Annotated in this window: 18 protein-coding genes; 16 read left to right on the forward strand and 2 right to left on the reverse strand. The window is 69.1% G+C overall.

Features of this window, described 5'->3' with window-relative positions:
* Window positions 1–164 precede the first annotated feature (164 nt).
* Together AVP41_RS07920 and metE are read left to right on the forward strand one after the other, a co-directional pair.
* The gene (locus tag AVP41_RS07920) at window positions 165–1,112 is read left to right on the forward strand and encodes a methylenetetrahydrofolate reductase (RefSeq protein WP_082829113.1); all 948 of its coding nucleotides are present in this window, start codon (window positions 165–167) and stop codon (window positions 1,110–1,112) included.
* Window positions 1,109–3,427: a 5-methyltetrahydropteroyltriglutamate--homocysteine S-methyltransferase gene (gene metE / locus AVP41_RS07925; protein ID WP_067163054.1), complete on the forward strand. Its 2,319-nt coding sequence runs from the start codon at window positions 1,109–1,111 to the stop codon at window positions 3,425–3,427. The genes AVP41_RS07920 and metE overlap by 4 nt, the downstream gene beginning before the upstream one ends.
* Window positions 3,428–3,531: 104 nt before the next feature.
* Here the strand turns inward: metE and lexA are convergent, their stop codons facing one another.
* Window positions 3,532–4,206, reverse strand: a complete 675-nt coding sequence (gene lexA, locus AVP41_RS07930; RefSeq protein WP_067163179.1) for a transcriptional repressor LexA — start codon at window positions 4,204–4,206, stop codon at window positions 3,532–3,534.
* Between the two features lie 264 nt (window positions 4,207–4,470).
* Between lexA and AVP41_RS07935 the strand changes: the two genes are divergently transcribed.
* From AVP41_RS07935 to AVP41_RS07960, 6 genes are read left to right on the forward strand one after another with little or no spacing between them, the layout of a single operon-like run.
* A complete protein-coding gene (locus tag AVP41_RS07935) occupies window positions 4,471–4,836 on the forward strand; it encodes a LysM peptidoglycan-binding domain-containing protein (protein WP_067163057.1) in 366 nt (121 codons plus the stop codon).
* Between the two features lie 11 nt (window positions 4,837–4,847).
* Window positions 4,848–5,930, forward strand: coding sequence for a histidinol-phosphate transaminase (locus AVP41_RS07940; RefSeq protein WP_082829115.1), 1,083 nt, complete (start codon window positions 4,848–4,850; stop codon window positions 5,928–5,930).
* 37 nt (window positions 5,931–5,967) lie between these two features.
* Window positions 5,968–6,579, forward strand: coding sequence for an imidazoleglycerol-phosphate dehydratase HisB (gene hisB / locus AVP41_RS07945; protein ID WP_067163059.1), 612 nt, complete (start codon window positions 5,968–5,970; stop codon window positions 6,577–6,579).
* A complete protein-coding gene (gene hisH, locus AVP41_RS07950) occupies window positions 6,576–7,226 on the forward strand; it encodes an imidazole glycerol phosphate synthase subunit HisH (protein WP_067163061.1) in 651 nt (216 codons plus the stop codon). Before hisB ends, hisH begins: the two co-directional genes overlap by 4 nt.
* Before the next feature lie 54 nt (window positions 7,227–7,280).
* Entirely contained in the window at window positions 7,281–8,027 is a 747-nt protein-coding gene (priA, locus tag AVP41_RS07955) for a bifunctional 1-(5-phosphoribosyl)-5-((5-phosphoribosylamino)methylideneamino)imidazole-4-carboxamide isomerase/phosphoribosylanthranilate isomerase PriA (RefSeq protein ID WP_067163064.1), read from the forward strand.
* On the forward strand, window positions 8,011–8,793 hold the full coding sequence (locus AVP41_RS07960; RefSeq protein WP_067163066.1) for an SseB family protein: 783 nt from the start codon (window positions 8,011–8,013) through the stop codon (window positions 8,791–8,793). Before priA ends, AVP41_RS07960 begins: the two co-directional genes overlap by 17 nt.
* A 4-nt stretch (window positions 8,794–8,797) precedes the next feature.
* Here the strand turns inward: AVP41_RS07960 and AVP41_RS07965 are convergent, their stop codons facing one another.
* Complete coding sequence (locus AVP41_RS07965; protein ID WP_442922784.1) at window positions 8,798–9,223, reverse strand: DUF1844 domain-containing protein; 426 nt, start codon at window positions 9,221–9,223, stop codon at window positions 8,798–8,800.
* A 269-nt stretch (window positions 9,224–9,492) separates the two neighbouring features.
* On the opposite strand from AVP41_RS07965, the gene infC reads away from it, so the two are divergent.
* The 8 genes from infC to AVP41_RS08005 all read left to right on the forward strand — a co-directional run bounded on the left by infC (window position 9,493) and on the right by AVP41_RS08005 (window position 15,244).
* Entirely contained in the window at window positions 9,493–10,128 is a 636-nt protein-coding gene (gene infC, locus AVP41_RS07970) for a translation initiation factor IF-3 (protein WP_082829117.1), read from the forward strand.
* A gap of 57 nt (window positions 10,129–10,185) precedes the next feature.
* Window positions 10,186–10,380, forward strand: a complete 195-nt coding sequence (gene rpmI / locus AVP41_RS07975) for a 50S ribosomal protein L35 (protein ID WP_005048908.1) — start codon at window positions 10,186–10,188, stop codon at window positions 10,378–10,380.
* A gap of 31 nt (window positions 10,381–10,411) precedes the next feature.
* Window positions 10,412–10,792, forward strand: a complete 381-nt coding sequence (gene rplT, locus AVP41_RS07980) for a 50S ribosomal protein L20 (protein ID WP_067163069.1) — start codon at window positions 10,412–10,414, stop codon at window positions 10,790–10,792.
* A gap of 111 nt (window positions 10,793–10,903) precedes the next feature.
* On the forward strand, window positions 10,904–11,707 hold the full coding sequence (locus tag AVP41_RS07985; RefSeq protein ID WP_067163188.1) for a TrmH family RNA methyltransferase: 804 nt from the start codon (window positions 10,904–10,906) through the stop codon (window positions 11,705–11,707).
* Between the two features lie 128 nt (window positions 11,708–11,835).
* Window positions 11,836–12,630, forward strand: coding sequence for an amino acid ABC transporter ATP-binding protein (locus AVP41_RS07990; RefSeq protein WP_067163071.1), 795 nt, complete (start codon window positions 11,836–11,838; stop codon window positions 12,628–12,630).
* A 64-nt stretch (window positions 12,631–12,694) separates the two neighbouring features.
* Entirely contained in the window at window positions 12,695–13,597 is a 903-nt protein-coding gene (locus AVP41_RS07995) for a glutamate ABC transporter substrate-binding protein (protein WP_067163073.1), read from the forward strand.
* A 61-nt stretch (window positions 13,598–13,658) separates the two neighbouring features.
* Window positions 13,659–14,309, forward strand: a complete 651-nt coding sequence (locus tag AVP41_RS08000) for an amino acid ABC transporter permease (protein ID WP_067163075.1) — start codon at window positions 13,659–13,661, stop codon at window positions 14,307–14,309.
* A complete protein-coding gene (locus tag AVP41_RS08005) occupies window positions 14,306–15,244 on the forward strand; it encodes an amino acid ABC transporter permease (protein WP_067163078.1) in 939 nt (312 codons plus the stop codon). Before AVP41_RS08000 ends, AVP41_RS08005 begins: the two co-directional genes overlap by 4 nt.
* Window positions 15,245–15,282 lie beyond the last annotated feature (38 nt).

The raw sequence follows: 15,282 nt of genomic DNA on the forward strand, positions 1-15,282 counted from the left end.
CCTATAGTGGTGCCATCGACGCCCGGCACCGCCGGGCAGGAGCGACAGCCGAGCCCGGCACCCGCCCGCGATGACCGTCCCCGACCTGCGTCGGAGTGATGGCCGCGGCCCGCCGGCCTCCCTCGATGCGCGTTGCGCATCCCGCCCCTGACCCGAGAGCTGTGATGTCGACCCCCGAACCCGCATCGGTGCCCGTCTCGTTCGAGATCTACCCGCCGCGCACGCCCGAGCGGCTGCCCGCGCTCCACGAGACGATCCGCCAGCTCGCCTCCGCGGATCCGTCGTTCATCTCGGTCACCTTCGGCGCCGGGGGATCCCACGGCGGAGCGTCGCTGGATGTCCTCACGCACATCCTGACCGAGACGCATGTCTCGCCGCTCGCGCACCTCACCTGCGTCGGAAGCACGTACGCGCAGGCGGGTGCACTCATCCGGGAGTTCCTCGATGCCGGCATCACCCGCTTCCTCGCCCTGCGCGGGGATCCTCCCGCCGGATCGGCCGAAGGCGACGACTTCCTCGGCGATCTCGAGACCGCCGCGCAGCTGGTGCAGCTGATCGACCGGGTGCAGGCCGAGCGTGCACCCTACAGCGAGGAGAGCGTGCCGGGCCTGCCCGGAGCTGCGCGCGTCGCCCCGCGCGAGAAGGTGCAGATCGCCGTCGCCGCGTTCCCCAACGGGCACCCGCGGTCACGGCACCGGCACGAGGACATCGATGCGCTGCTGGCCAAGCAGGCCGCGGGAGCCACCCTCGCCATCACGCAGTTGTTCTTCCACGCCGAGGACTATCTCGATTTCGTCGATCGCGCCCGCACCGCGGGGGTCGTGATCCCGATCCTTCCCGGTCTCATGCCGATCACGTCGCGCTCGCGCCTGGAGCGCGTGCTGGAGCTCACGGGGGAAGCCCGCCCGACGGCGCTCGCCGCCGCACTCGAGCAGGAGACCGACCCTCGCCGCCAGCGGGAGGTCGGGGTGGCCGCCGCCGCCGATCTCGTCCGCGCCGTCGTCGCCGGCGGTGCGCCGGGCGTCCATCTCTACGCGTTCAACAACCACGAGACGGTGCTCACGGTGCTCCGCGACGCCGGCATCCTTCTTCCCGAACAGGAGCAGTCATGACTTTCCCCTCCGGCACGATCCTCGGCTACCCCCGCATCGGGCGTCGGCGTGAGCTCAAGCGCGCGATCGAAGCGCACTGGGCGGGAGGCCTCGACGAGGCCGGCCTGCAGGAAGCCGCCGCCGGGATTCGTTCCCGCACACGGGCGCGGCTGGCCGAGCTCGGGCTGGGGGCGCGTGATTCGGCGATTCCCGAGAGCTTCTCCTTCTACGATCAGGTCCTCGACGCGATCGCGACGCTCGGAGCGCTCCCCGCTCGGTTCGCCGATCTGCGGGGGGCGGACGGGCGCATACCGTTGTCGGCATACTTCACTGCGGCCCGGGGCGATCAGGATCGGGCGCCGCTGGAGATGACGAAGTGGTTCGACACCAACTACCACTACCTCGTTCCCGAGATCGGGCCGGAGACGGCATTCTCGCTCTCGGATCGTCGGGTGATCGACCAACTGAAGGAGGCGCGGAGCGAGGGCTACCTCACGCGACCCGTGCTCGTCGGGCCGGTGACCTTCCTCGCGCTCGCGAAGGCTGCTCCCGGCGCGCCGTCGGGCTATCGGCCGCTTGATCGGCTGGCGGAGCTGGTGCCCGTCTACCGCGAGCTCCTGGCCGAGCTGCAGCAGGCCGGAGCCGAGTGGGTGCAGCTGGACGAGCCGGCGCTGGTCAGCCAGTCGCTGGGCTATGACGACGACGAGCTCGCCGCTGCCGCACGCCACGCCTACGCGGTTCTCGGATCCGCCTCCGCGCGGCCGTCCCTCCTGGTGGCGGCCCCGTACGGGCAGCTCTCCGACGTCGCCTGGCGCACGCTGGCGGCGGCGCCGGTGGAAGCGATCGCGGTCGACCTGACGCGCGGCCGAGTACCGGCGGCGGTGCCGGGGCTGACGGAGAAGACGTTGGTCGGCGGTGTGATCGACGGGCGGAATGTGTGGCGGGGCGACCTCGAGGTGGCGTGGGATCGGCTGGAACGACTCCGCGAACTCGGCGCCGCGCACGTATCCGCGGGCACGTCGACCTCCCTCCAGCACGTTCCGCACGACGTCGAGGACGAGCCCGACCTCGACCGCAGGCTCGCGTCGTGGCTCGCGTTCGCCGACCAGAAGACGGGGCAGGTCGCCGCCCTCGCCCGCGCGCTCGAGAACGGGCGTGAGAGTGTGCGTGAGGAGTTCGCCGCGGCGTCGGACGCCTGGCGGGACCGCCGGAGCACGCCGGGGGTGCGAGACGGAAAGGTGCGGGAGCGTCTGGCGTCCCGCACCTCGGAGACCGCGCGGCGTGTTCCGTACTCCGACAGGCTGTCGGCGCAGGAGGAGTTGGACCTGCCCCTCCTCCCGACGACGACGATCGGCTCGTTCCCGCAGACAGCCGAGATCCGCCGGGCGCGTGCCGCGCGTCTGTCCGGTGACCTGTCCGACGCCGAGTACGACGGCTTCCTCAGAGACGAGATCGCCCGGGTCATCGCGCTCCAGGAGGACCTGGGCCTCGACGTCCTGGTGCACGGCGAGGCCGAGCGCAACGACATGGTCCAGTACTTCGCCGAGAACCTCGACGGCTTCGCCGTGACCCGCAACGGCTGGGTGCAGTCGTACGGGTCGCGCGCGACGCGCCCGTCGATCCTCTGGGGCGACGTGTCACGGCCCGGCGCCATCACCGTGAGGTGGTCGGAATACGCTCAGTCGCTCACCTCGCGGCCCGTGAAGGGAATGCTCACCGGCCCGGTGACGATCCTCGCCTGGTCGTTCGTCCGGGACGACCAGCCCCTCCGCGAGACGGCCGACCAGGTGGCGCTGGCCCTGCGCGACGAGATCGCCGATCTGGAGGAGGCAGGCATCCGGATCGTCCAGGTCGACGAGCCTGCGCTTCGTGAACTGCTGCCCCTGCAGAAGGCGGCGCAGCCCGAGTACCTGGACTGGTCCGTGGGATCGTTCCTCCTGGCCACGGCGGGAGCGCGACCCGAGACCCAGATCCACACCCACCTGTGCTACTCCGAGTTCGATGTCGTCATCGAGGCGATCGCGGCACTCGATGCCGACGTCACCTCGATCGAGGCGGCCCGAAGCGGAGGCGAGGTCGTCTCGGACATCGCGGCGGCGGGCTTTGCGCACGGCGTCGGGCCGGGCGTGTACGACATCCACTCGCCCCGGGTGCCGTCTGCGGACGAGATCGCGACGACCCTCGAGCGCGCCACCGCCGCACTGCCTCTGCGCCAGCTGTGGGTCAACCCCGACTGCGGACTCAAGACCCGCGGGTACGTCGAGACCGTCGAGGCTCTTCGTCACCTCGTCGCGGCCACCGCGACCGTGCGAGCTCGCGCCACGCAGGACGCCTGAGCGAAGGCCCCTGGCGCGTCGGATGCCGCGACGCGCCGGGGTCTTTCGTGGCAGAGCCGAGTACGTCGTCGCGGAGATGTCGTCGGAGCGTGCGCGCCACGTGTCTAGACGGCGCGCAGGACCGCGACGACCTTCCCCAGCACGACCGCGTCGTCACCCAAGATCGGCTCGAACGCGCTGTTGCGGGGGAGGAGCCACGTGTGCCCGTCGCGCTGACGGAAGGTCTTCACCGTCGCCTCGCTGTCGAGCATTGCGGCGACGATGTCGCCGTTGTCGGCGGTGGCCTGTGACCGGACGACGACCCAGTCGCCGTCGCAGATGGCGGCGTCGATCATCGAGTCGCCGCTGACCTTCAGCATGAACAGCTCGCCCTTGCCGACCAACTGGCGGGGGAGCGGGAAGATCTCCTCGACCTGCTGATCCGCGGTGATCGGAACCCCCGCGGCGATGCGGCCGACCAGCGGCACCATTGCAGCGTCGCCGACGGCGGGGGCGAGGTCGGCCGGGTTCTCCGCGGCGGTGCCGGGAAGGTCGATCAGCACCTCCATGGCGCGGGTCTTGCCGGGGTCACGGCGCAGGTAGCCGCTCAGCTCGAGCTGGTTGAGCTGATGCGTCACGCTGGACAACGACTTGAGCCCCACGGCGTCGCCGATCTCGCGCATGCTCGGCGGGTATCCGTGCCGGGCGATCGAGCGCTGGATCACTTCGAGGATGGCCAGTTGCTTGTCGCTCAGACTCTTGCGTCGCCGGGTCTGGGACCTCTCGCGAGAACTCCGCATGTCGTCCATGGACGAGGCTCCTCTCGGTGCTCCGGAAGGCACTCGCCTTCGAATGTCGGAGGTAGGTGATGGGGTCTGATCATCGAAACCGTATCCGGTATCGATGGAGAACTCCCGGACCCGAGCGCGTGTCGCGTTCGATTCATCTGCGATCACTCTCCGCTTGACAGCACCAGAATATCGAAGATACATTCGGAAAAGAGATTCGCACCCGGTTCTCCCGGCCGAGCGTCGGGTGCGAATCTCTGATCCTCAGGAGGAGCCATGACCACCATCGAGTTCGCCGCCCGCACGATGCCCGCTCGCCGCACGCGGCTGCGCATCACGTCGCGTGGACGGCGTGCGCTGGCCGTCGTGGCGTCGCTGCCCGCCGTGATCGCTCTGGCCATCGCGGTCATCTCCGGAGGAGCCGCGCTCGCGTCGGGCGAGGCGGGAGCGCCAGCGGGAGAGTTCCAGACGGTCACGGTGCTGCCGGGCGACTCGCTGTGGTCGATCGCGGAGGAGGTGGCGCCCGCCGCCGACCCGCGGGACGTCGTGGACGCGATCGTCCGCCTCAACGCCCTGGGATCCTCCGAGCTGGCAGCCGGCTCGACGCTCGCGATCCCCGCGGAGTACGTCGACGCGCGCTGACCCGCCCTACCATGGGTGGAGTGACGCTTCGTCTGGATGACCTGCCCCTTCGTGACGATCTCCGTGGGCTCGTGCCATATGGCGCGCCACAGGCGCCCCTCCCGGTCGCCCTGAACGTCAACGAGAACACACACCCCGTCCCCGAGGACGTCGCCGACGACATCCTCGACTCGATCGCGCAGGCCTTGCGGGAGATCAATCGCTACCCCGACCGTGAGTTCACGACGTTGCGCGAGGGCTTCGCGGACTATCTCGGGCACGGGATCACGCGCGAGCAGATCTGGGCCGCGAACGGGTCCAATGAGGTCCTGCAGCACGTGCTGCAGGCCTTCGGCGGGCCGGGGCGCCGCGCGTTCGGTTTCAGCCCGACCTACTCGATGTACCCCCTCCTGACGCGTGCGACCGGAGCCGAGTACGTGTCGGGCACGAGGGAGTCCGACTATTCCCTCTCGATCGAGTCCGCCGTTCGGCAGGTCGAGGAGGTCGATCCCGACATCCTGTTCCTCTGCGCGCCGAACAATCCCACCGGCACCCCGCTCCCGCTCGAGGTGATCGAGGCGGTCTACGCGCACAGCCGGGGAATCGTCGTCGTCGACGAGGCCTATCAGGAGTTCGCCCCGCGTGACGAGCCGTCTGCGCTCACCCTCCTCCCCGGGCGCGGCCGCCTCGTGGTCTCGCGCACGATGAGCAAAGCCTTCGCCTTCGCCGGTGCGCGAGTGGGCTACCTCGCCGCTGACCCCGCCCTGATCGATGCCTTGCGCCTCGTGCGCCTGCCGTACCACCTGAGCGGGCTCACGCAGGCGGCCGCGGTGGCCGCTCTCCGTCACGCTCCGACGATGCTGGGCATGGTCGATGAGATCGTGGCGCAGCGCGACCGGATCTCGGCGACGTTGGATGCCCTGGGCTACCTGCCGCACGAGACGTCGACCAATTTCGTGCTCTTCTCGGGGGTGGAGGATCCGGCGGCCACGTGGTCCGCTCTGTACGAGCGAGGCGTGCTGATCCGCGACGTCGGCATCCCACACAGCCTGCGCGTCACGGCGGGCACGGAGGCGGAGTCGACCGCGTTCCTCGACGCGCTCGCCTCGGTGTAGCGCCGGTCGTGCGGCCGCTGCTCGGTAGACTCGGCCCATGACCACATCTGCGCCCCGCGTGGCCTCCCTCCGTCGCGCGACGAGCGAGTCGACGGTCGAGCTCGAGCTCGACCTCGACGGCACGGGAACGAGCACCATCGAGACCACGGTCCCCTTCTTCGACCACCTCCTGACCGCCTTTGCCAAGCACTCGCTGACCGACCTCACGGTGCGGGCGTCGGGCGACACGCAGATCGATGCGCACCACACGGTGGAAGACGTCGCGATCGTGCTGGGACAAGCCATCCGCCAGGCGCTGGGCGACAAGTCGGGGATCTCCCGGTACGGCGACGCCCTCGTCCCGCTCGACGAGGCTCTGGCTCAGGCCGTCGTCGACATCAGCGGTCGCCCCTACCTCGTGCACGGTGGCGAACCCGAGGGCTACGAGTTCCACCTCATCGGCGGGCACTTCACGGGTTCCCTCGTTCGCCACACCTTCGAGGCGATCGCCTTCCACGCCGGGCTCACGATGCACGTGACGCTCCTGAGCGGGCGTGATCCGCACCACATCGCCGAGGCGGAGTACAAGGCGTTCGCTCGTGCGTTCCGGCAGGCGAAAGCCCTCGACCCGCTCGTCCACGGGGTCCCGAGCACCAAGGGAGCTCTGTGACGGACGGATCGGCGCCCCTCGTCGCGGTTCTCGACTACGGATCGGGCAACGTCCATTCCGCGGTGAAGGCCCTGGCCTCCGCCGGCGCGGACGCGCGACTGACCTCGGATCGTGGTCTCATCCAGGATGCGGCAGGGCTTGTCGTTCCCGGCGTCGGCGCGTTCGCGGCGGTGATGGCCGCCCTTCGCGAGAGCCGGGGCGACGAGGTCATCGAGAGACGCCTGGCGGGGGGTCTTCCCGTGCTCGGCATCTGCGTGGGCATGCAGGTCCTGTTCGAGCAGGGCGTCGAACGGGGACAGGTCGCCGAGGGCCTCGGACAGTGGCCGGGGACGATCGTCGAACTCGATGCTCCGGTGCTTCCGCACATGGGCTGGAACACGGTGCGAACAGGCGAAGGCTCGACGCTGTTCCGGGGGGTGGAGGAGGAACGCTTCTACTTCGTGCACTCCTACGGACTGCCGACGTGGGAACTGGATGTCATCCGGCCCTTCCGTGCGCCCGCCGTCACGTGGTGCGACTACGGGGCGCCCTTCGTCGCGGCCGTCGAGAACGGACCGCTCTCGGCCACGCAGTTCCACCCGGAGAAGAGTGGCGAGGCGGGGATCCGGCTGCTGGCCAATTGGATCGAATCGCTCCCGCACGGCTAGTCTCTCTCCTTGTGTGTACGCGCCGCCGCGCGTCTCGAACCACCCCACGGAGCCATGAACGATTTCGCGTCCACCCCTGAACTGATCCTCCTTCCCGCGGTCGACGTCGCAGACGGCAAGGCCGTCCGGCTCACGCAGGGCGAGGCGGGAACCGAGACGAGCTACGGCGACCCCGTCGACGCGGCGCTGCAGTGGGCGCAGGAGGGTGCGCGCTGGGTGCACCTCGTGGACTTGGACGCCGCCTTCGGGCGAGGGAACAACGCGCCGGTGCTCCGCAAGGTCATCAAGCAGCTCCGCGGCGTGCAGGTGGAGCTCTCCGGCGGCATTCGCGACGACGCCACCTTGGAAGCGGCCCTGGAGTCCGGCGCGGCCCGCATCAACCTCGGCACCGCAGCGCTGGAGAACCCGGAGTGGGCGGCTGATGTGATCGGCCGCTACGGCGATGCCATCGCGGTGGGACTGGATGTGCGGGGGACGACGCTGGCGGCCCGCGGCTGGACGCGCGAGGGCGGCGACCTGTGGCAGGTGCTGGATCGCCTCGAAGACGCCGGGTGCAGCCGCTACGTCGTCACCGATGTGACCAAGGACGGCACTCTGCGGGGTCCGAACGTCGAGCTGCTGCGCGAAGTCGTCTCGCGCACACCCAAGCCGGTGGTGGCTTCGGGCGGCGTGTCGAGCCTTGACGACATCGCCGCGCTGCGGGAGCTCGTTCCGCTCGGCGTCGAGGGTGCGATCGTCGGCAAGGCACTGTACGCGGGGGCGTTCACCCTCGCCGAGGCTCTGGATGTCGCCGGAGCCTGAGGACGCCTGCCACCCCGCCGCAGACTCGGCCGGGGTGCCGTGGGCCGGTCGCCGGTTCGAGGAGAACCCCCACGCGGGCGACGACGGATCGGCAGACCCCGCCCTGTTGGCTGCTCTCCTCCGGTTCCGCGCCGGCGACGGGTCGCAGACCGAGGTGGTCGACGCTCTGCGTTCGGCGCGGGTGCTGGCTCCGCTGGTCGCCGAGAAGGGTGAGGAAGGCGTGGCTCCCAGTGGCCTTGCCGTCGACAAGACCCAGGAGCTGTCGGTCGTCACCGTCGCCGCTCCCGACGGGCGTCGCGTGCAGCCGGTGTTCTCCTCCGTCGAGACCCTCGCGCGATGGGATCCCGCCGCGCGCCCGGTTCCGGTGGAGGCGGTGCGCGCCGCGCTGGCCGCCTCTGCCGATGACACCGACCTGATCGTCCTGGATCCGACGTCCGAGACCGAGTTCGTCGTGCGTCGTCCGGCGGTATGGGCGATCGCCCAAGGCAAGGAGTGGGAGCCGAGCCCCCTCTCTCCGGCGGTCCACGCCGCGCTCCAGGAGAGCGTCGCGCACGAACTGGCGGTGCTGGACGTCTCCGTGGCGGCGGGCGATCCCGATGCGCGGTTGCGCGGTCCTGAGCTCGTCGTCACGCTCGAACTCATCGACGGGCTGGACCCCGCGGTGCTCGACGCGATCCTGGCGCGCCTCGCCCAGCGATGGGCGGCCGACGACCGTATCGCGGTCCTCGTCGACTCGCTCTCGGTGAAGCTCCGGCGCGGACGGTAAGCCGTCAGGTCACGGGGCCGGTGTACTTCTCCCCGGGACCCTTCCCGATCGGGTCAGGAATGACCGACGCCTCGCGGAACGCGAGCTGGAGGGAGCGGAGGCCGTCGCGGAGCGACCGCGCGTGCATGTCGCTGATCTCGGGTGCTCCCGCCGTGATGAGGCCCGCGAGCGCGTTGATCAGCTTTCGAGCCTCATCCAGGTCTCGCTGCGTCTCGGGGGAGTCGGCCAAGCCGACCTTGACGGCGGCGGCGCTCATGAGGTGAACGGCGGTCGTGGTGATGACCTCGACCGCCGGGACGTCGGCGATGTCGCGCGTGGCCGATTGTGCGGCGCGCTCCTGTTCCTCCCAGCGGCGCTGCCGCTCGTCGTCCGGCCCGGAAACGGGCTGCTCGGCCAGGAAGTCGTCGTCGCGCGACGGAATCGTGTCCACGTTCTGCTCTCTGCTAGACTTGGCGCGCACCGGAGTGTTCTGCTCCGGATCGAAAGAGGATCACATCCCACCCGCGCTTGCCGCTCCAGGCTACCGGGTCTTGCGCTCCACCCCGTCCAGGCGGGGTCGTCCCCCGTCGAGATCGTGGGGGAGCAGGGCGTGGAACTGAACGCCGATGTGCGCATCGAGCGGGTGGACGTGGTCATCTTCCGCCCCCGTCCCGGACCCGGGTCGGGGTTGCAGTCCCCGCACGAACAGGAGTCCCGCACATCAGCGATCCCCGCACCAACGACCGCATCCGCGTCCCCGAGGTCCGCCTCGTCGGCCCCGCGGGTGAGCAGGTCGGCGTCGTCCGTATCGAGGTGGCGCTGCGTCTTGCCCAGGAAGCCGATCTCGATCTGGTCGAGGTGGCCCCCAACTCGAAGCCGCCCGTGGTCAAGATCATGGACTACGGCAAGTTCAAGTACGAGGCAGCGCAGAAGGCCAAGGAAGCTCGCCGCAACCAGGCCAACACCGTCCTGAAGGAGGTGCGCTTCCGACTGAAGATCGAGGCGCACGACTACACGACCAAGCTCAAGCGCGCCGAGGGCTTCCTGCAGGCGGGCGACAAGGTCAAGGCCATGATCCTCTTCCGCGGACGTGAGCAGTCCCGCCCCGAGCAGGGTGTGCGGCTGTTGCGCAAGTTCGCCGAGGACGTGGCCGAGTTCGGCACGGTGGAGTCCAACCCCACGATCGACGGACGCAACATGGTCATGGTCATCGCCCCGCACAAGAACAAGTCCGAGGTGAAGACTGAGCAGAACGCCCAGCGTGCTGCCAACAAGGAGGCTGCGCGTCAGGCGCGCAGTGCGACGGGCACCGAGTCCGACGACGCCTCCGCCGCCGAGCCCGCTCCCGCGGAGTAAGGCTGCCGCAAGGCCCACGAGCTCCCGCCCCGCGGGAACCACAACGAAGGAAGAATCATGCCGAAGCAGAAGACCCACTCGGGCGCCAAGAAGCGCTTCAAGGTCACCGGAAGCGGAAAGATCAAGAAGCAGCAGGCGAACCTCCGCCACAACTTCGAGGGCAAGCCGACCAAGCGCACTCGTCGCTTGTCGGCCGACAAGATCCTGGCCCCGGGCGACGCCAAGGTCGCCAAGAAGCTCCTCGGCATCTGATCGCCGACGCACACCCTAGGAAGTAGAAGAAATGGCTAGAGTCAAGCGGGCCGTCAACGCCCACAAGAAGCGTCGCGTCATCCTCGAGCGCGCGTCCGGCTACCGCGGACAGCGTTCGCGCCTGTACCGCAAGGCGAAGGAGCAGGTCACCCACTCGCTCGTCTACGCGTACCGCGACCGCCGCAAGCGCAAGGGCGACTTCCGCCGCCTGTGGATCCAGCGCATCAACGCCGCCAGCCGCCAGAACGGCCTGACGTACAACCGCTTCATCCAGGGCCTCGGCCTGGCGGGCGTGCAGGTCGACCGTCGCATGCTGGCCGAGCTCGCCGTCAACGAGCCCGCCGTGTTCGCCTCGCTCGTCGAGACGGCCAAGAAGGCACTGCCGGCCGACGTGAACGCGCCCAAGGCGTAACGCACGGCAGATACAACGTCCGAGAGGGCGCTCTCCTCGTGAGAGCGCCCTCTCGTCGTTCTCGGTGCATCGTGGGGGAGGCGGACGGTGACGCGCCTCTACACTGAGAGCGTGCTCGAGAACCCCCGTTCCCCGCGCGTGCGCGCTGTCGCCAAGCTCACCAAGCGCAGCGCCCGGCAAGAGACCGGCCTGTTCCTCCTGGAAGGACCGCAGGCGGCCCGAGAAGCCCTGGCCTACCGCGCCGAGTCGATCGTCGAGTTGTTCGCCACTCCGAGCGCGAGTGACCGACACCCCGAGCTGCTGGCCGCGGCCGAGCGCGCCGGCATCCGCGTCGAGCAGACCACCGACGCGGTACTCGACGCGATGGCCGACACCGTCACGCCGCAGGGCATCGTCGCGGTCGCCCGGCAGACGCCGGCGGCGATCCAGGACATCTTCCTCGGAGCCCCGTCTCTGATCGCGATCTGCGAGGAGGTGCGAGACCCCGGCAACCTCGGCACCATCATCCGGGCCGCCGATGCCGCGGGAGCAGACGCCGTGATCCTCACGGGGCGCACGGTCGACCCCTACAACCCGAAGGTCGTCCGGGCCACGACCGGTTCCCTGTTCCACCTGCCGATCGCCCTCGCCGCAGACGTCGGCGAGGTGGTGGACCGCGCCCACAGCGCGGGCCTTCGTGTCGTGGCGGCCGACGTGGGCGGGGGCGACTTCCTCGCCCATCGCGGTGATCTGGGGGCACCCACCGCCTGGCTGTTCGGGAACGAGGCCCGCGGTCTCGACGAGCGGGCGCTGTCGCTGGTCGACCTCACCCTGCGCCTCCCGATCTTCGGCCGCGCGGAGTCGCTGAACCTGGCGACGGCGGCCAGCGTGTGCCTGTACGAGAGCGCTTTCGCACAGCGATCCGCGACTCCCTGACGACCCGACGGCACCGGCGTCCGGCACGCGGACGCTGCTGTTTCGCGCGTGTTCCGTCGCGTCACGATTGGATGAAGACTGCTGTGGATAATCCTGGACGCCAGCTGAAAAACGAATACGCTGGCCGGATGACGGGCTCTGCAGACGGGGCGGCTCCGCCCACCTCGAACATCTCAGTACGACGCGGCGACCCTCTGGTGGTCATCGAACACGTGCAGAAGCACTACGGCGATTTCCACGCCCTGAAAGACATCGACCTCACGGTCAACCGGGGCGAAGTGGTGGTGGTGATCGGCCCGTCCGGGTCGGGCAAGTCCACGCTCTGCCGCACGATCAATCGGCTCGAGACCATCACGAGCGGCACGATCCGCATCGATGGGAAGGAGCTGCCGAAGGAGGGCAAGGGCCTGGCCGCTCTGCGCGCCGACGTCGGGATGGTGTTCCAGTCGTTCAACCTCTTCTCCCATCTGACGATCCTCGAGAACGTCACCCTCGGACCGATCAAGGTCAAGGGGATGAAGAAGGGCGAGGCCGAGACCCTCGCGCGTCAGCTGCTCGATCGCGTCGGCGTCGGGCACCAGGCCGAGAAGCTGCCGGCCCAGTTGTCGGGCGGCCAGCAGCAGCGCGTCGCCATCGCCCGCGCACTGGCCATGAAGCCGAAAGTGATGCTCTTCGACGAGCCCACCAGCGCCCTCGACCCCGAGATGATCAACGAGGTCCTCGACGTCATGGTCGGTCTCGCGCAGGACGGCATGACCATGATCGTCGTCACTCACGAGATGGGCTTCGCGCGCAAGGCGGCCGACCGAGTGGTGTTCATGGCCGACGGGGAGATCGTCGAAGAGGCCGCTCCCGACCAGTTCTTCACGAACGCGCAGAGCGACCGCGCGAAGGACTTCCTTTCCAAGCTCATCACGCATTGAACGCGTCCGCGCCCTGCACCGGCGCGGCGATCTACGGACGACACGAAACGAAAGAGGAGATCACATGCGACTGACACGTATCGCGGCCGCCGCGGCCGGAATCGCCATCGCGGCACTGACGCTCACGGCGTGCAACAGCGGCACGCCGGGCGCGGGACCCAACGAGCCGGGTGGAGAGACCACCGAGAACCCCTGGACCGTCGCGACCGACGTGTCGCTGGAGGGGAGCCCCACCTTCGACGCGATCAAGGCGCGCGGAAGCGTGAACATCGGCGTCAAGGAGGACCAGCCGAACCTCGGTTACCTCGACCCGGCCACGAGCGTGCGCAGCGGCTTCGACATCGACATCGCTCGCTGGATCGCGGCATCGCTCGGCTACGACGAGGACAAGATCAACTACGTCGTCGTCGACTCCGCCAACCGCGAGCAGGCGATCATCAACGGCCAGATCGACTACTACGTCGGCACCTACTCGATCACTGACGCACGCAAGGAGCAGATCTCCTTCGCCGGCCCGTACTTCGTCACCGGGCAGGGACTCCTGGTCGCCAAGGACTCCTCGATCACGGGCGTCGACGACCTCACCGCCGACACGGTCGTGTGCTCGGTGACGGGCTCGACCTCGATCCAGCGGATCAAGGACGAGACGCCGGCGAAGACGGTGGAGCTGAGCAAGTACTCGGAGTGCGTCGAGCAGGTCAAGAACGGCCAGGCCGACGCCGTTACGACCGATGAGGCGATCCTCATCGGCTACGCGGCGTTCGACCCCGACAACCTCAAGGTCGTCGGAGAGCCGTTCAGCGAGGAGCGCTACGGCGTCGGTGTGGCCAAGGGCGACACCGCGTTCGTCGAGTTCGTCAACGCCATGCTCACCGACGGCGGGGACGTCTGGACCGCGATCTTCGAGAAGAACCTGGGTCCGGCGGGCGTTACGGGCACCCAGCCGGCGGTCGACCCGGCCGAGTGATGTCCGGGTGGGGGCGGCCTCGGCCGTCCCCACCTCCGTCCCCTTCAGGAACAGGAGCACCGTGGAACAGATCTTCGCGTACCCCGACCTCTGGCAGCAGGCGCTGGTCGGCACCCTCGTGCTGTTCTTCGCGGGCGGTGCCATCGCCATCGTCCTCGGGTTCGTCGTGGGGGCGATGCGGGTATCGCCCATCCCGATCGCGCGCGCCGTCGGAGCGGTCTACGTCAACGTCATCCGGAACACGCCGCTCACCCTCGTCCTGTTCTTCTTCGCCTTCGCCGTGCCGATCCTCATCGAGGTGCCACGCGGCAGCTTCCTGCTGCTCGCGATCCTCGGCCTCGGTATCTACACCGCGACCTATGTCGCCGAGACGCTCCGCTCGGGCATCAACACCGTTCCGGTCGGCCAGGCCGAGGCCGCGCGCGCCCTGGGCATGGGGTTCGGCCAGGTGATGGGCTACGTCGTGCTGCCGCAGGCCGCGCGGTCCGTGATCCCGCCGATGATGAGCGTGCTCATCGCGCTCCTGAAGAACACGACGGTGGCCGCCGGGTTCTCGGTGATGAACCTCGGGAGCATCCGCGCCAACATGAGCGAGAAGGGGGAAAACCAGATGATCACGATCCTCCTCGTCATGGTCGTCTTCGTGGTGATGGTCTTGCTGCTCGCCTGGCTGCAACGCACTCTTGAGAAGAAGTGGAGGATCGCACGATGAGCTCCGTCCTCTACGACGTCCCCGGTCCCCGGGCCATCGCACGCAATCGCCTCATCGGCGTCGTGACGGTCCTCGTCGTCGTCGCCGCCGTCGCGTTCCTGGTGTGGCGTCTGTTCGACACCGGACAGTTCTCCGCCCAGAAGTGGAACCTCTTCACCTACACGCGGGTCTGGCAGATGATCGGCCAGTCCACGCTGGCCACGCTTGCCGCCTTCGCCGCGGCCGCAGTCGGAGCACTCGTCCTCGGATTCGTGCTGGCGATCGGCCGGCTCTCCGACCATGCGTGGGTCCGCGTCCCGTTCACCGCCCTCGTCGAGATCCTCCGCGCAGTGCCGGTGCTGATCTTCATGATGCTGCTCTTCTACGGCCTTCCCGTCATCGGCATCCGCGTCAGCAGCTACTGGGCCGTGGTCATCGCCCTGGTCGCATACAACGGTTCCGTCCTCGCGGAGGTGATCCGCGCCGGCGTCGAGTCGCTCCCACGCGGTCAGAAGGAGGCCGGCTACGCGATCGGCCTGCGCAAGGCCGGGGTCTTGCGCCTGATCCTGTTGCCGCAGGCCATCCGCGCGATGATGCCGGTCATCATCGCCCAGCTCGTGGTGACCTTGAAGGACACGGCGCTCGGCTTCATCATCACCTACCCCGAGCTGCTGTACACGGCGAAGCTCCTGGGCAGCAACCCGCAGTACGGCTCGCCGCTGATCCCGTCGGCGATGATCGCCGGAACCATCTACGTGGCGCTGTGTCTCGCCCTGAGCTACCTCGCCTACCTCGTGCAGAAGCGCGTGCGCCGGTCGCCACGGGCCACCGGTGTCACGAGGGCCGACGTCACGGCGCACGAGGTGACGGACACGCAGCTGATCGGGGCGCAGTCGGCGGCTGACATCGCGTCGGCTCGTCGGAGTGCGGGCAGGCGCGACGCCAGCGGTCGATAGCGCCCGCTGCCCGGCGGCGGGAGACGAACCGCCGGAAC

Source organism: Microbacterium sp. TNHR37B (assembly GCF_001620065.1).
Taxonomy (GTDB): Bacteria; Actinomycetota; Actinomycetes; order Actinomycetales; family Microbacteriaceae; genus Microbacterium.

Excerpts from the sequence above, each read along its gene's own strand:
- AVP41_RS08005 (WP_067163078.1), top strand. The coding sequence starts at position 14,306 with ATGAGCTCCGTCCTCTACGACGTCCCCGGTCCCCGGGCCATCGCACGC.
- lexA (WP_067163179.1), bottom strand. The coding sequence starts at position 4,206 with ATGCGGAGTTCTCGCGAGAGGTCCCAGACCCGGCGACGCAAGAGTCTG.
- hisB (WP_067163059.1), top strand. The coding sequence starts at position 5,968 with ATGACCACATCTGCGCCCCGCGTGGCCTCCCTCCGTCGCGCGACGAGC.
- priA (WP_067163064.1), top strand. The coding sequence starts at position 7,281 with ATGAACGATTTCGCGTCCACCCCTGAACTGATCCTCCTTCCCGCGGTC.
- AVP41_RS07960 (WP_067163066.1), top strand. The coding sequence starts at position 8,011 with ATGTCGCCGGAGCCTGAGGACGCCTGCCACCCCGCCGCAGACTCGGCC.
- rpmI (WP_005048908.1), top strand. The coding sequence starts at position 10,186 with ATGCCGAAGCAGAAGACCCACTCGGGCGCCAAGAAGCGCTTCAAGGTC.
- metE (WP_067163054.1), top strand. The coding sequence starts at position 1,109 with ATGACTTTCCCCTCCGGCACGATCCTCGGCTACCCCCGCATCGGGCGT.
- AVP41_RS07935 (WP_067163057.1), top strand. The coding sequence starts at position 4,471 with ATGACCACCATCGAGTTCGCCGCCCGCACGATGCCCGCTCGCCGCACG.
- AVP41_RS07920 (WP_082829113.1), top strand. The coding sequence starts at position 165 with ATGTCGACCCCCGAACCCGCATCGGTGCCCGTCTCGTTCGAGATCTAC.
- AVP41_RS07990 (WP_067163071.1), top strand. The coding sequence starts at position 11,836 with ATGACGGGCTCTGCAGACGGGGCGGCTCCGCCCACCTCGAACATCTCA.
- AVP41_RS07940 (WP_082829115.1), top strand. The coding sequence starts at position 4,848 with ATGGGTGGAGTGACGCTTCGTCTGGATGACCTGCCCCTTCGTGACGAT.
- AVP41_RS07995 (WP_067163073.1), top strand. The coding sequence starts at position 12,695 with ATGCGACTGACACGTATCGCGGCCGCCGCGGCCGGAATCGCCATCGCG.
- rplT (WP_067163069.1), top strand. The coding sequence starts at position 10,412 with ATGGCTAGAGTCAAGCGGGCCGTCAACGCCCACAAGAAGCGTCGCGTC.